At 72.3% G+C, this 13,644-nt stretch carries 12 protein-coding genes; 6 read left to right on the plus strand and 6 right to left on the minus strand.

The window, feature by feature from the left end; genetic code table 11:
• Window positions 1–34: 34 nt before the first annotated feature.
• Genes GXW78_RS23040 through GXW78_RS23060 form a run of 5 tightly spaced genes read left to right on the plus strand, consistent with a single transcriptional unit; the run spans window position 35 to window position 6,644 of the window.
• Window positions 35–1,228 carry a DegT/DnrJ/EryC1/StrS family aminotransferase gene (locus GXW78_RS23040; protein WP_211871254.1) on the plus strand — a complete coding sequence of 398 codons (1,194 nt, stop codon included), beginning with the start codon at window positions 35–37 and terminating at the stop codon, window positions 1,226–1,228.
• Window positions 1,225–2,490 (plus strand): glycosyltransferase family 4 protein, encoded by a 1,266-nt coding sequence (locus GXW78_RS23045; protein ID WP_211871255.1) that lies wholly within the window; start codon window positions 1,225–1,227, stop codon window positions 2,488–2,490. Before GXW78_RS23040 ends, GXW78_RS23045 begins: the two co-directional genes overlap by 4 nt.
• Window positions 2,487–3,560: a non-hydrolyzing UDP-N-acetylglucosamine 2-epimerase gene (gene wecB / locus GXW78_RS23050; RefSeq protein WP_338147826.1), complete on the plus strand. Its 1,074-nt coding sequence runs from the start codon at window positions 2,487–2,489 to the stop codon at window positions 3,558–3,560. The genes GXW78_RS23045 and wecB overlap by 4 nt, the downstream gene beginning before the upstream one ends.
• 5 nt (window positions 3,561–3,565) lie before the next feature.
• Complete coding sequence (locus GXW78_RS23055) at window positions 3,566–4,693, plus strand: glycosyltransferase (protein WP_338147829.1); 1,128 nt, start codon at window positions 3,566–3,568, stop codon at window positions 4,691–4,693.
• Window positions 4,694–4,700: 7 nt separating this feature from the next.
• Window positions 4,701–6,644 carry a polysaccharide biosynthesis protein gene (locus tag GXW78_RS23060; protein ID WP_211871257.1) on the plus strand — a complete coding sequence of 648 codons (1,944 nt, stop codon included), beginning with the start codon at window positions 4,701–4,703 and terminating at the stop codon, window positions 6,642–6,644.
• Window positions 6,645–7,098: 454 nt separating this feature from the next.
• Here GXW78_RS23060 and ppk2 read toward each other — a convergent pair whose 3' ends face one another.
• The 3 genes from ppk2 to GXW78_RS23075 form a co-directional block, all read right to left on the minus strand.
• Window positions 7,099–8,019, minus strand: a complete 921-nt coding sequence (ppk2, locus tag GXW78_RS23065; protein WP_211871258.1) for a polyphosphate kinase 2 — start codon at window positions 8,017–8,019, stop codon at window positions 7,099–7,101.
• A gap of 172 nt (window positions 8,020–8,191) precedes the next feature.
• On the minus strand, window positions 8,192–8,560 hold the full coding sequence (locus tag GXW78_RS23070; RefSeq protein WP_211871259.1) for a bleomycin resistance protein: 369 nt from the start codon (window positions 8,558–8,560) through the stop codon (window positions 8,192–8,194).
• Entirely contained in the window at window positions 8,557–9,156 is a 600-nt protein-coding gene (locus tag GXW78_RS23075; protein ID WP_211871260.1) for a nitroreductase family protein, read from the minus strand. The genes GXW78_RS23070 and GXW78_RS23075 overlap by 4 nt, the downstream gene beginning before the upstream one ends.
• A gap of 320 nt (window positions 9,157–9,476) precedes the next feature.
• Between GXW78_RS23075 and GXW78_RS23080 the strand changes: the two genes are divergently transcribed.
• Window positions 9,477–10,625 carry a DegT/DnrJ/EryC1/StrS family aminotransferase gene (locus GXW78_RS23080; RefSeq protein WP_211871261.1) on the plus strand — a complete coding sequence of 383 codons (1,149 nt, stop codon included), beginning with the start codon at window positions 9,477–9,479 and terminating at the stop codon, window positions 10,623–10,625.
• Window positions 10,626–10,866: 241 nt separating this feature from the next.
• Here the strand turns inward: GXW78_RS23080 and ubiM are convergent, their stop codons facing one another.
• Genes ubiM through GXW78_RS23095 form a run of 3 tightly spaced genes read right to left on the minus strand, consistent with a single transcriptional unit; the run spans window position 10,867 to window position 13,581 of the window.
• The gene (gene ubiM, locus GXW78_RS23085) at window positions 10,867–12,048 is read right to left on the minus strand and encodes a 5-demethoxyubiquinol-8 5-hydroxylase UbiM (protein ID WP_211871262.1); all 1,182 of its coding nucleotides are present in this window, start codon (window positions 12,046–12,048) and stop codon (window positions 10,867–10,869) included.
• A 52-nt stretch (window positions 12,049–12,100) separates the two neighbouring features.
• On the minus strand, window positions 12,101–12,796 hold the full coding sequence (locus tag GXW78_RS23090) for a TVP38/TMEM64 family protein (protein ID WP_211871263.1): 696 nt from the start codon (window positions 12,794–12,796) through the stop codon (window positions 12,101–12,103).
• Window positions 12,793–13,581, minus strand: coding sequence for a glycosyltransferase family 2 protein (locus GXW78_RS23095; RefSeq protein ID WP_211871264.1), 789 nt, complete (start codon window positions 13,579–13,581; stop codon window positions 12,793–12,795). Before GXW78_RS23095 ends, GXW78_RS23090 begins: the two co-directional genes overlap by 4 nt.
• Window positions 13,582–13,644: the final 63 nt, after the last annotated feature.

The following is a 13,644-nucleotide window of genomic DNA, read 5'->3' on the forward strand; positions in this document are numbered from 1 at the left end:
GGTTGATTTCCATCTATCGAAATATCGTCCCTTTGTGACGTTCCTCGCCCCCCTCCGCGCTGCCACCTGCGCCCTCGAAGGTCTCGCCGCCGAGGTGCCCCCGGCGCGCATCCACCTTTCCCCGCCGCATCTGACGGGAGGTGAGGCCGCGGCGCTGCTGGCGGTGCTGGACAGCGGCTGGGTCGCCCCGGCCGGTCCCGCCATCGCGGAGTTCGAGGCCGCGGTCGCAGCCGCCACCGGCTTTCCCCATGTGCTGGCCACGGCCTCGGGCACGGCGGCGCTGCACCTCGCCTTCCGGGTGCTGGACATTGCCCCCGGCGACGAGGTCTGGGCGCCCGGCTTCACCTTCGTCGCGACCGTCGCGCCGGCGGTGCAAATGGGCGCGGTGCCGCGCTTCCTCGATGTCGATCCTGCGTCCTGGACGCTCGACCCCGACCTGCTGCGCGCCGAACTGGCGGCCGCGGCACGCCGCGGCCGGCTGCCGCGGGCGGTCGTCGCCGTGGACATCTACGGCCAGGCCGCCGATCTCGACGGCATCCTCGCCGCCTGCGACCGCTGGGGGGTGCCGGTCGTCAGCGACAGTGCGGAAGGGCTGGGCGCGAGCATGCGCGGGCGGCACGCCGGGCGCGGTGCGCGGGTCGCGGCCCTCTCCTTCAATGGCAACAAGATCGTCACGGCGGGCGGCGGCGGGGCATTCGCCGCCGACGATCCGGTGCTGGTCGCGCGGGCGCGTCACCTGGCGCACCATGCCAAGGACCCGGCGCCGCACTATCAGCACTCGGTGACCGGCCATTCCTATGCCCTGTCCTCGCTGCTGGCGGCGGTCGGAACGGTGCAGCTCGCCGCGCTGGCGCCGCGCGTGGCAGCGCGCCGGGCCCTGTTCGACCGATACCGCGATGCGTTGTCCGACCTGCCGGGGATCAGCTTCATGCCGGAGGCGCCGTGGGGCACGGCGACGCGCTGGCTGACCGCAATGCTGGTGCGGCCCGACCGCTTCGGCATGGACCGGGAGGCGCTGCGGCAGCGTCTCGACGCCGCAGGCATCGAAAGCCGTCCGGTGTGGAAGCCGCTGCCGGACCAGCCGGCGTTCCGCGATGCGCCACGCGCCGGCGGCGCCGTTGCGGCGGCGCTGTTCGCGCAGGGCCTCTGCCTCCCCTCCGGCAACGGCTTGGCGGAAGCCGAGCAGGACCGCGTCATCGCCGTCATCCGAGGGGCCTGCCTGGCGTGACGCTCCACATCCTTTACCTGCACCAGCACTACTCCTCCCCGGCGGGCAGCACGGCGACGCGTAGCCACGGGCTGGCCCAGGCGCTGGCCGCGCGCGGCCATGCGGCCACCCTCGCCTGCGGTCGCTACGACGGCGCGGAAAGCGGGCTGGATGGCCCCTTCCGCCGCGGCCGGCGCGAAGGGCGCGCCGGCAGCATCCGCGTCGTGGAGTTCGACATCGCCTGCAGCAATGCAATGGGACTGCCCGCCCGGGCCGCAGCCTTCCTGCGCTATGCCGCCGCGGCTACGCGGCTGGCGCTGACGCGGCGCTTCGATCTGATCGTCGCCTCCTCCACCCCGCTGACGGTGGCGTTGCCGGCGCTGGCGGCGCGGGCGCTGCGCGACACGCCCTTCGTCTTCGAGATCCGGGACCCGTGGCCGGAACTGCCGCGCGCCATGGGCGGGGTTCCGGGTCCGCTGCTCGGGGCGATGGATCGCCTGGCCACGGCGGCCTGCGGGCGTGCGGCGGCCGTGGTGGCGCTGTCCGACGGCATGGCCGCGACTGCCGTGGCCCGCGGCGCCGAACCCGAGCGCGTCCATGTCCTCCCGAATGGTTGCGACCTGGACCTGTTCGGGCCGCATATCGCGCCCTGGCGGCCGGAACAGGCCGGGTCGCAGGAATGCGTCGCGCTCTATGCCGGGGCGCATGGCCGGGCGAACGGGCTCGGGGTGCTGCTCGACGCCGCCGCCATCCTGCGGGCCCAGGGCGAGGCGCGGCTGCGCCTCGTGCTGGTCGGCGACGGATCGGAGAAGCCCGCGCTCGTCGCCCGTGCACGGCAGGAGGGTCTGGACAACGTCACCTTCCTGGATCCCATGCCGCGGGCAGCCATCGGCGCACTGCACGCGGGCAGCCAGATCGCGTTGCATCTGCTCGCGAACGTGCCGGCCTTCGCCGAATGGACCTCTCCCAACAAGCTGATGGACGGGCTCGCCGCCGGACGGCCGGTGGTGACGAACCAGCCGGGCCGCACGGCCCGCATCGTCGAGAGCGGCCCTTCCGGCATTGCCGTGCAGCCCGGGGATCCGGCGGCCCTGGCCGCGGCGCTGCGTCGTCTCGCCACGAACGCCGCCCTGCGCGCGGCGATGGGCGAGGCGGCGCGCCGCCAGGCCGAGGCGCGCTGGGACCGGCGACTGCTCGCCACGCGATTCTGCGCCGTAGTCGAGGCGGCGGCGCGCAGCCCGGCGGGCGTGCCGGCACGGCTGGGTGGCGCGGCGCTGCCGTGAGCCTGCCGGAGGTCCACCTCGTCGCGGCCGCGCGCCCGAACCTGCCGAAGCTCGCCGCGCTGTGGCACGCCTTGGCGGAGGGCGCACCGATCTGTCGGCCGCTGCTGATGCACACCGGCCAGCATCACGACGCGGCGATGTTCGGCGACCTGCTCGAGGATCTGCGCCTGCCGGCGCCGACGATCTCTCTGGGCATCACCGGCGGCACCCACGCCGAGCTCACCGGCCGGACCATGATCGCCGCCGAGGCGGTGTGGCGGCAGCGACGCCCCGCGCTGGTAGTAGTGGCGGGGGATGTGGACGGCGCGCTGGCGGCGGGGCTGGCGGCGCGCAAGCTTGGCGTCCCGGTAGCGCATCTGGAGGCAGGGCTGCGCTGCGACGACCGCGACATGCCAGAGGAGGTCAACCGCCGCGCGCTGGATGCGATCAGCGACCTGCTCTGGGCGCCGGACCGGGATGCGGCCATGCGCCTGGTGGCTGACGGCTTCGGGGCCGACCGCGTGCGGCCCGTCGGCAACGCCATGGTGGACACGCTGCTGCGCCATCTGCCGGAGGCGCGCGATCGGCCGCTGCCGAACGGCCTGAAGGCGGGCGGATACGGCGTCGTCACGCTGCACCGGCCGGCCAATGTGGATGAGCGGCGCGCGCTCGGCGCGATGCTGGCGGGGCTGGCGGCAGCGGCGCGGCATTTGCCGCTGGCCTGGCCCGTGCACCCGCGCACCGCGGCGCGGATGCGGGATTTCCACTGCACGCCACCGCTCGGCGTCACCCTCCTGCCACCGCTGCGCTACCTCGATTTCCTGGCCCTGATGGCAGGGGCGAAGCTGATCGCGACCGATAGCGGCGGCGTCCAGGAGGAAGCGGCGGCGATCGGCCTGCCCTGCCTGACGCTGCGCCGGTCCACCGAGCGCCCGGTAACCGTCGCGGCAGGCGGCAACCGTCTCGTCACACCGGAGGAACTTCCACGGGCCGTGCTGGAACCTCCGGGCCGAGCACGGCCGATCCCGCTGTGGGACGGCCATGCCGGGGTCCGGATGCGGGCGCATCTGGCCGAGGTGCTGTCTGCTTGAGCACCGTGCTGATGCTCTCCGCGGCGCATCCTGCTGGCGATACGCGGGTGGTGCGCAAGGAAGGGGCGGCGTTGGCGGCAGCCGGCTGGCGCGTTCTGCATCTCTGTCCGGGCGACGTCGAAGGATCGATCGACGGCGTCAGCATCATCCCCCACCGGCGGCGGCGCCTGCGCGGCCTGTGGGGGTTGGCTGGCGATGCGGCGAAGCTGCGGCCAGCCGTGATCCATGCCTCCGAGCCGGATGCATGGCTGGCGGCGCTGATCGCGGCCCGGCGCTGCGGCGCACGGGTCGTCCTAGATGTGCATGAGCATTACCCGTCGCGGCTCGACGCCCGGCTGCCGGCGCCGCTGCGCACGGTGATGCGGCGGGCGATCGAAGCCGCCTGCCGCGCCATGGGCGCCGCCGCCGATGCGGTGGTGGTGGCGAAGGACGGGCTCGACGATGCCTTCGGTGGCGGCGCCCGGATCGTGAAGGTGCGGAACTACGCCCCCGCGCCGGTCGCGCCGCCGCGCGAGCAACGGGCCGGTCCGCTGGCGCTCGGGCATCTCGGCGCGATCACGCGGTCGCGCGGCTGGCCTGTCATGCTGGACGCGCTGGCGCGCGGTGATGCGGCGACGCGGCTGATGCTCATCGGCCGCTTCACGGATGGCAGCGAGGCCGCGTTCCAGGCGCGGGCGGCGGCGCTGGGCGTCGCCGCCCGCGTCACCGTCACGGGCTGGCTGCCGCAGGCGGAGGCGCTGCGGCGGCTGCGGGACTGCGACGTGGCGCTCGTGCTGTTCCAGCCCGGCGAGGAGAATCACCGCCTAGCCCTGCCGCACAAGTTGTTCGACGCCATGGCCGCCGGGGTGCCGGTGATCGCGCCCGCCTTCGCCGAGGAGGTGGCGGCGGTGGTACAGGCCTCCGGCTGCGGGGTTCTGGTGGACAGCGGCGATGCGGCAGCGGTGGCGGCGGCCGTCGCCTCCCTGACCGATCCGGGCCGCCGCGCGGCCCTCGGCGGTGCGGGCTGGCGCGCGGCGCGAGAGGATTTCGCCTGGGAGGCCGAGGCCGCGCGGCTGGTGGCGCTGTACCGCTCCCTGGGGTCCTGCGGCGTGACTCGTCAGAAGGCTGGCCGTTCCGCCGGGGCCGCCGTATAGCCCCGGCATGGCCCGCGGCCCGTCGCTTCGCATCCTGCTGAACCTCACGCTCGACAGCGTGCTCGCGCTGGCCGCCCTGCCGGCCGCGATCTGGGCGGCCGCGCCGGGGATATGGCCACCAGCGGGCTGGTGGGCTGGTGCCCTGCCCGGCGCGGTGCTGGCGCTCGCCGTCGCCGGTGCACCGCTGCGGCTGGCGCAGCAATATTGGCGCTTCGTCGGGCCGCGCGACCTGATGGCGGTGGGCGGCGCGGCGCTCGGCTCGGCCATCATGTTCAGCCTGGGATTGTACCTGCTGAGCGCCTGGCGGCCACCCAACGACGCCTTCCCGCTGATCCATGCCGCCGCGCTCGGCCTGCTGCTGGCCGGCGGGCGCGTCGCCAGCCTGCTGCAGGCGGCGCGGCATGCGAGCGATGCGTCCCCCGATGCGCAGAACGTCCTGCTCGTCGGCGCGGCCGAAGGGACAGACCTGTTCCTGCGCGCCCTGTCGCGCGACCGGCGGGCGCCCTATCGCGTCATCGGCATCCTTTCCCTGCGCGCCCGGCAGGCGGGGCGACGGATGCAGGGCCATGCCATCCTCGGCACGGTCGAGGAGATCGACGCCGTGCTCGACACGCTGCGCGCCGAGGGGCGGTTGCCGGCGGCGATCGTGCTGGCCTCGGGCCTGTCCGGCCCGGCTCTGGAATCCCTGCTGGACGCGGCGGACCGCCACGGCGTGCCGGTGCGCCGCGCCCCGGCGCCCACCACGCTCGCGCCCGCGGGCGGCGGGGAAGGGCGTCGGGTGGAACTGCGCCCGGTGTCGATCGAGGATCTGCTGGACCGTCCGCAAGTGCCGCTCGACCGCGAGGGCATGGCGCGGCTGGTACAGGGGCGGCGCGTGCTGGTCACCGGCGCGGGTGGGACCATCGGCGGGGAGTTGGCGCGGCAGGTGGCCGCTCTCGGCCCGGCCAGCCTGACGCTGCTCGACCACGGCGAGTACGTGCTCTACGAAATCGATCTCGAGCTCCGCGAGAAGCACCCGGAGGTGGTGCGCCGCGCCGTGCTCGCCGATGTGCGGGACGAGCCGCGCATCCGCCGCCTGTTCGAGGAGATCCGGCCCGAGCTGGTGTTCCACGCCGCCGCCCTCAAGCACGTCCCGATGGTCGAGAACGACCCGTTGGAGGGGTTGCTGACGAATGCGCTCGGTACGCGCATCGTCGCCGATGCGGCGCGTGCCGTCGGCACCGCGGCGATGGTGTTCATCTCGACCGACAAGGCGGTGAACCCGACATCCGTGATGGGCGCATCGAAGCGCCTTGCCGAGATGTACTGCCAGGCCTTCGACCGTGAAGCCCGCGCCGCGCGCGGCGACGAAGCGCGGCTTGGCCGCGATGGCATGCGCTGCATCACCGTGCGCTTCGGCAATGTGCTGGGGTCCACCGGCTCCGTCGTGCCGCTGTTCCGCCGGCAGCTTGAACGCGGCGGCCCGCTGACGGTCACGCATCCCGACATGCGCCGGTACTTCATGACCGTGAGGGAGGCCGTGGGGCTGGTGCTGCAGGCGTCCGTCGTCGGCACGACAGACCCCGAGAACATGCCGCCGGAACTCGCCGATGGCGGCATCTTCGTGCTCGACATGGGCGAGCCCGTGAAGATCGTCGACCTTGCCCGCCGCATGATCCGCCTCGCCGGCTTGCGACCCGACGAGGATGTGGAGATCCGCTTCACTGGCCTGCGCCCTGGCGAGAAGCTGTTCGAGGAACTGTTCCACGGCAAGGAAGCGCCGCGCCCGACCGAGTATCCGGGGTTGCTGGTCGCGACGCCGCGCACGGCGGATGCCGCGCTGGTCGGTCGCGCGATCGACGAGATCTCGACCGCGGCACGCAGCGGGACGCCTCGGGTGGCGCTGCAGCAGCTCGGGCGGCTGGTACCGGAATTCGAGCACGCGCCGGAAGGGACAGTGGCGACGCGCTGAGCAGGAGCTTACGTCGCGCTGCTCATGTGCGCGCTGGCGGCATTGAAGGGGCTTTGCGCACCATGGCCGAAGAGCCTTTCTGATTAGCTCGATACTTTCGCTGTCGAGTTGGAGGGGCGTTGCCCCTCCAAGCCACCCCAGCAAAGGCCGAAGGGCCTTTGCAAACCTCAACTTGGTGCGGGGCGCCGTTGGCGGGATGGGTGCCGGCACCCGCCCTTGCGCACGAAGCGCGCTTGGAGGGTGCAGCAAGCCCGCGAAGCCCAACGCCAACAGATTGCGGTCCAGGGGGTCCAACCCCCTGGCGGGGTGGTTCGGAGGGGCAGCGCCCCTCCGATCTCCGATGGCGAAATAGCCGGCTAATCACGAAGGCCCGTCGGCCTTTGCTCGGCAGAGGTTCGGCGCAGGGCAAAGCGCCGTTCCGGTTGTCCGCCGCCGCACCGGAAGGCAGGGCCCTTCAGTACCGCTCCGGCACATACAGCTCCGGCGGCAGCACGGCGCGTTCGTAGTTCGGGTTGAACACGCGCTCCGGCAGCAGCACCGGCTCGTGCGGCGCTTCACCGTAGGGCACCATCGTCAGCAGGTGCGCGATGCAGTTCAGCCGCGCGCGCTTCTTGTCGTTGCCTTCGACGATGGTCCACGGCGCTTCCGGGATGTTCGTGCGTTCGAACATCGCTTCCTTCGCCTTGGTGTATTGTTCCCACCGCACGCGGGACTGCAGGTCCATCGGCGAGAGCTTCCACTGCTTGATCGGGTCGTGGATGCGCATGAGGAAGCGGAACTGCTGCTCCTCATCAGTGATCGAGAACCAGTACTTCACGAGGATGATGCCGGACCGCACGAGCATGCGCTCGAATTCCGGCACGTCGCGGAAGAATGATTCGACCTGGTCCTCGTTGGCGAAGCCCATCACGCGCTCGACGCCGGCGCGGTTGTACCAGGACCGGTCGAACAGGACTATTTCGCCCGCCGCCGGCAGGTGCGGCACGTAGCGCTGGAAGTACCACTGCGTCTTCTCGCGGTCGTTCGGCGCCGGCAGCGCAACGACGCGGGCATAGCGCGGGTTCACGCGCTGGGTGATGCGCTTGATCACGCCGCCCTTGCCGGCCGAATCGCGGCCCTCGAACAGCACGACGACCTTCAGGCCCTTGTGCTGGACCCAGTCCTGCAGCTTCACCAGCTCGGCCTGCAGGCGCATCAGCTCGCGGAAATACAGGTTGCGGTCGAGCGTGCTCTTCTTCCGCCGGGCCAGCAGCGCACGCAGCTCGGGCGGGATGCGCCCGTCGTCGATCTCGTTCTCGAACTCCTCGTCGAAATCGTCCTCGAGTTCGATGTCCACCCAGGACCGTTCAGCGGGGTCCTTCAACTCGTCGTTCATGCGCGGCTCCGTCGTCGTCGTGCATCCGGGGACGGAGCGGATTCCACGCGCCCTCGCGCACGGCAATCCCCCGCACCCTCCTATGCCGCGGGCGGGTCCGCCCGGGCGGGGCTGCTCTAGCCGTTCCTGGCGAAAGGCGGATGACGGTCTCGTGACGAATGCGGCAGCCGCGTCACGCGCCGTTGCCGACCTCCTGCGGCGCGCAGCCGAAGCGCAGCAGGTTGCCGTGCGGGTCCAGGATGGCGAATTCCAGCATGTTCCAAGGCTTCACCTCGAAGGCCGTGAGGCCCGGCACGTTGCGCGCCGAGAACTCCTCGAACAGCGCCGGCACCTGGCCGCCGCGGATGTAGCAGGCCGTGTGCTCCGGATGGATGCGGTCCTTCGCCAACCAGAAATGCAGTTCCATCTCGTCGCGCCGCACGAGCGCGTAGTCGCCCCATGCCTCCCCGGCAAAGCCCAACTGATCGCGATAGAAGGTGAGCGTCTCGGCGATGTCGAGCGAGGCGAGAATCGGGATGCAGCGCGCCGGATCCTTCGTCATGCGCCGGGCACCCAGTGCCGCGCGACGCCCTGCACATCCACGGTCCGTGGCGTCGGGCGTTCCGGCGCCGGTGTCCCGACATAAACCCAGCCGAGCAGCGTATCCGTCTCGGCAAAGCCCAGCGCCTGCTTCACCGCAGGATCGCGAAGCGCGCCGGAGGACAGCCAGACGGTCCCGAAGCCGAGCGCGTCGAGCGCATTCAGGAAGTTCATCGTCGAGGCCGCGACCGAGGCTTCCTGCTCCCACGGCGGCACGCCGGGGCGGTCGTGGCGGATCGCCGCGCCGACGGCGACGACAAGTGGAGCGCGCAGCGGCTTGGCACGCTCGATGTCGAGCCGCTCGGGCGGAGTCTGGGGTTCCCGCCGGGCCAGCGATGCGGCCATCATCTCCCCCAGCGCCTGCCTCGCCGTGCCGGAGACGAAGATGAAGCGGGCCGGTCGCAGGCCACCATGGTCCGGCGCCCGCAACGCGGCCGCGACCGCGAGGTCCAGCGCCGCCTGGTCGGGTGCCGGGTCGCGCATCAGCCGTGGCGGGACGGAACTGCGGGAAAGGAGCGCCGCCAGGGCGGGCGGCATGGTGGGGATCGCGTCTGGCATGGTCACTCCCGCGTCTCGATGCGAATCATTCTCAATTGAGATATAGGCGCTTCACCCTCACCCTACTACGGCGCAGGCGGCGCTGCGTTGCACAAGGACACCAACGTTGATTTCGCCCGACGCGGCACCCCGGTCTAAGAGATCGCCTGCAAAGTCCGGCACTGGCCCGCACCCCCACCCGACCACCCACGTCAGCGGCTGGATTGGGTGGCCGGGTGGGGGTGCGGGCTGGTTGCCGGACACGGAAATGCGCCTTCAAGCGCACTTCCAAACGATTTCTGAGACCCTGCCAGGTTTCGCGTGAGGCTTTTCGAGGAATCATGACCGCTCCCATCGCGCTGTTCGACGTGAAGGCCCAGCAGGCGCTGATCCGGCCTGAGCTGGATCGCCGCATCGCCGCCGTTCTCGATTCCGGCCGCTTCATCAATGGGCCGGAGGTCGCCGAGCTGGAGGAAAAGCTCGCCGCCTTCGCCGGCTGCGCCCATGCGGTCGGCGTGTCCTCCGGGACCGACGCGCTGCAGATCGCCATGATGGCCGAGGGCGTCGGACCCGGCGACGCGGTGTTCCTGCCGGCCTTCACCTACACCGCGACGGCCGAGGTGCCGCTGGTCCTCGGTGCGACGCCGATCTTCGTCGACGTCGAGGCATCGACCTTCAACATCGACATCGACGACCTCGAAGCCCGCATCGCCGCGGTGAAGCGCGAGGGCCGGCTGACGCCGCGCGCGATCGTCGGCGTCGACCTGTTCGGACTGCCGGCGAACTGGACCAGCATCGAGGCGATCTGCGCCCGGGACGGCATGTTCGCCCTGGACGACGCCGCACAGGCGTTCGGCGCCTCGCTCGGCAACCGGCGGCTCGGCTGCTGGGCGCATGCCACCGCCCTGTCCTTCTATCCGACCAAAACGCTCGGCGCTTATGGCGATGGCGGCGCGCTTCTCACCAATGATGCCGATCGGGCGGAGCTGTATCGCTCGCTGCGGACGCACGGCGAGGGGAAGACACGCTACGCCGTGGAACGCACCGGCATGAACGGCCGTCTCGACACGATCCAGGCCACCATCCTGCTGGCGAAGATGTCGCTGCTCGAGGACGAGCTGGCGCAGCGGAAGCGCCTCGGCGCAGCCTATGACGCCGCACTCTCCGGCCGCGTCGGCGTGCAGAAGGCGCCGTCGGGGGCGGAGAACGCCTACGGCCTCTACACCATCCGCCTTCCGGATGCGGCCGTGCGGACGCGGGTCCAGGCGGCCCTGACGGCCGAACAGATCGGCAGCGGCATCTACTACCCGAAGCCGCTGCACCATCAGCCGGCCTACGCAACGCATCATGCCGGCAGCGTCGCCGGCGGGCCGGCGCCCCTGCCGGTCAGCGAAGCGCTGTGCGACCAGGTGCTGTCCCTGCCGATGCACCCCTACATGACCGAGGCGGATGCGGCGCGGGCAGCGAAGGTGGTGATCGGGGCGCTGTAGTCCCGGCGGTGATCGGAGGGGCGCTGCCCCTCCGATCCTCCCCGCCAGGGGGTTGGACCCCCTGGACCGCAACATGTTGGCGCCGGGCGCGGCGCGCTTCGTGCGCAAGGGCACGTTGCAGCACCTGTTCTGCCAGCGGCGCACCGCACCAGGTCGAGGTTTGCAAAGGCCCTTCGGCCTTTGCTGGGGTGAGGTCCGGAGAGGGGCAAAGCCCCTTTCCGAATCCGCCCGCGGACGACCGTCACCGCCCCGGCATCGCCCTCAACGGCCGCCCCGACGGCGCATCCATCAGCCCGGCCACGATCATCTTGCGCACCGGGGCGAGCGCAGCCCCCGCCCCGACCAGCGCCGCCCGTGCCAGCCGCGCCGGCGCGCGGTCGTCGGAATACAGACGGGCGACGGCATTCGTCGCGAGGAACAGCGGCAGCGTCGCCCGGCGGTGCGCCACCGCATAGCCATTCAGCGCCGTACCCGGGTCGCTGGCGTGGCGAATGTCGGCCGCGAGGCGTTCGGCGCCCGACAGCCCGAAGTTGAAGCCATGCGCCGTGACGGGGTGCATGCCAACGGCGGCGTCGCCGAGCAGTGCGAAGCGCCGCGCGATGAAGCGATGGGCGTAGGTGGCCACCAGCGGGTAGGCATGCCGGGTCCCGGCCGGCCGCATCGGGCCGAGCCGCGATTGGTAGCGCCGCGTCACCTCGGCGGCGAAATCCTCCGGGGAGAGAGCCATGGCGGCCTGGGCCTCCGCCGGCGGCAGGGTGAGCACGACGGAGGACATCGCACCGTTCAGCGGCAGCATGGCGATGGTCTGGCCGTGGCCGAACCACTCGGTCGCGACGCCGCCATGCGGCGCGTCATGCGCGACGCGCGCGACGATCATGGTGCGGCCGAAATCGAGCATCCGCGCACCGATTCCGGCCCGCCGCCGCGCCTCGGAAAAGCGGGAATCTGCGGCGACGACGAGGCGCGCCGATACGACCTCCCCGCCGTCGAGCGTCACCTGCGCCCCCTCGGCGCCGAGCGACAGGCCGGCGACGGCGCGACCGGCCATCAGTACGGCGTCGGTACCGGCAGCCGTCTCGAAGAGCGCGCGGCGGATCAGGTGGTTGGGCACCAGCCTGCCCAATGGCTCGCCGTCGCGCCCGGGCGCGAAACGCAGGGCCAGGGGATTCGCGCCGTTCAGCACCTTGGCCTCCCGCAGCGGTGCGGTCTCGGCCGCCGGGATGCGGTCCCAGGCGCCGAGATCGCGCAGGATGGCCTGCGAGCGGTGGGTCAGCGCGATCTCCCGTCCGTCGAAGGCGGGGTCGGCGATCGCGGCCTCGGGCGCGCGTTCCAGCAGGGTGACGCGCAGCCCGCTGCCCGCGAGCGCGCACGCCATGGCCAGCCCAGCCGGCCCGGCCCCGATGATGGCGACATCCGTATCCATGCCGTGTCGTCCCTCCGGACGGCGACCGCGCCGTCCCTGGTAATGTGGCGTCTCAGCCGTCCTCGTCCAGCGCCCGGCCCGCCTGGTGGCGGCGCAGCAACATCAGGCCGATGACGGCGGACACCGCGAACAGCCCGATGCCGAGACCGAGTTGCCAGGCTCCGTCCACCCGGATGCCCTTGCCCAGCAGGGCGAAGACGATGGTCTGCGGCAGGTAGCCGATGGCCGATCCGGCCAGGAAGGGCAGCAGGCTGACGCCTGCCATGCCGGCCAGCAGGTTCAGCGCCAGGTTGTTGCCCACCGGCAGCAGGCGCAGGGCGAGCGTCGCGTTGAACGGGCTGCCGGCCAGCACGTCCCGCAGCGGCCGTAGCCGATGGCCGAAACGCCCGGCCAGCCGCCGTTCCGCCCAGCCCCGCCCGATCGCCCGCGCCCATAGGTAGGAGACGGCGCAGCCCAGCACCTGCGCTGCCAGGGCCAGCGCCGTGCCTTCGACCACGCCGAGCGCGTAGCCCCCGAGAAACGCGACCCCCTGCCGCGGCGCCCCGGCCGCCGTCGCGGCCGCCCCCACCGCCACGAAGACGAGGTCACCGAGCAGCCCCTGCCCCAGCACCCAGCGATCCACCCACCCGGTGCCTGGGGCGAGGCCGACCTCGCGCAGCAGCAGCCCGGCCAGGACCAGCCCGGCGGCGAGGATCGACAGCTTCAGCAGCGCCGCGCGACGCCGCCCCGACGCCGCCTGCGTGGTCATGGCGCGTCGTCGGCCTCGATGACCGGCCGCCTGCCGCGACGCTGCAGCCAGGCCATGCCGACCAGGTCGAACAGGCTGACCAGCAGCCGGTCCAGCGTTCCGTAGTTCGACACGCCGCGCACCCGGGGCCGATGGTTCACCGGCTCGCTCACCACGGCGCCGCCCTGGCGCAGCGTCAGCGCCGGCAGGAAGCGGTGCATGTGGTCGAAATGCGGGAGGTCGAGGAAAAGGTCGCGCGGAAACACCTTCAGCCCGCAGCCGGTATCCGGCGTCCTGTCCCGCAGCAGGCGGGACCGCACCGCGTTGGCGATACGGCTGGAATACCGCTTCACCCCGCTGTCGCGCCGGTTCACGCGATGCCCCGCGACCATGGTGCGGCGGCCGGCGGCTGCCTCCGCTTCGGCGCGGGCGAGCAGGCGGGGGATGTCGGCAGGGTCGTTCTGCCCATCCCCGTCCAGGGTCGCGATCCAGCGGCCGCGCGCCGCCTTCACCCCGGTGATGACAGCCGCCGACTGCCCGCAGGACGCGCCGTGGCGGATGGCGCGCAGCGGCGCACCGCCGGCCCGCGCCTCGCGCAGCGCCGCTGGCGTGCCATCGGTCGATCCGTCGTCGACGTAGACGATCTCATGCGGCACCGCGGCGAGCGCAGCCTCGATCTCGGCCACCAGCGGGGCGATGTTCGGCGCCTCGTTGCGGACGGGGATCACGACGGACAGGACGGGTGGCGCGGCAGCGTCCGGTCCCGTCGGCGCGGGCCCGGATGCGGCGCGGTGCTCGGGAACCATGGCGCGGCGGTAGCAGCACCGCACCGCCCCCGCAAGCAGGCCCCGTGCAGGCGCGCCGCCACT

Source organism: Neoroseomonas terrae, from assembly GCF_018129025.1.
Taxonomy (GTDB): domain Bacteria; phylum Pseudomonadota; class Alphaproteobacteria; order Acetobacterales; family Acetobacteraceae; genus Neoroseomonas; species Neoroseomonas terrae.

Bases quoted from the DNA above. Each gene is read 5' to 3' on its own strand.
- ubiM (WP_211871262.1), bottom strand. From the start codon at position 12,048: ATGGATACGGATGTCGCCATCATCGGGGCCGGGCCGGCTGGGCTGGCC.
- GXW78_RS23060 (WP_211871257.1), top strand. From the start codon at position 4,701: ATGGCCCGCGGCCCGTCGCTTCGCATCCTGCTGAACCTCACGCTCGAC.
- ppk2 (WP_211871258.1), bottom strand. From the start codon at position 8,019: ATGAACGACGAGTTGAAGGACCCCGCTGAACGGTCCTGGGTGGACATC.
- GXW78_RS23090 (WP_211871263.1), bottom strand. From the start codon at position 12,796: ATGACCACGCAGGCGGCGTCGGGGCGGCGTCGCGCGGCGCTGCTGAAG.
- GXW78_RS23075 (WP_211871260.1), bottom strand. From the start codon at position 9,156: ATGCCAGACGCGATCCCCACCATGCCGCCCGCCCTGGCGGCGCTCCTT.
- GXW78_RS23095 (WP_211871264.1), bottom strand. From the start codon at position 13,581: ATGGTTCCCGAGCACCGCGCCGCATCCGGGCCCGCGCCGACGGGACCG.
- GXW78_RS23070 (WP_211871259.1), bottom strand. From the start codon at position 8,560: ATGACGAAGGATCCGGCGCGCTGCATCCCGATTCTCGCCTCGCTCGAC.
- GXW78_RS23080 (WP_211871261.1), top strand. From the start codon at position 9,477: ATGACCGCTCCCATCGCGCTGTTCGACGTGAAGGCCCAGCAGGCGCTG.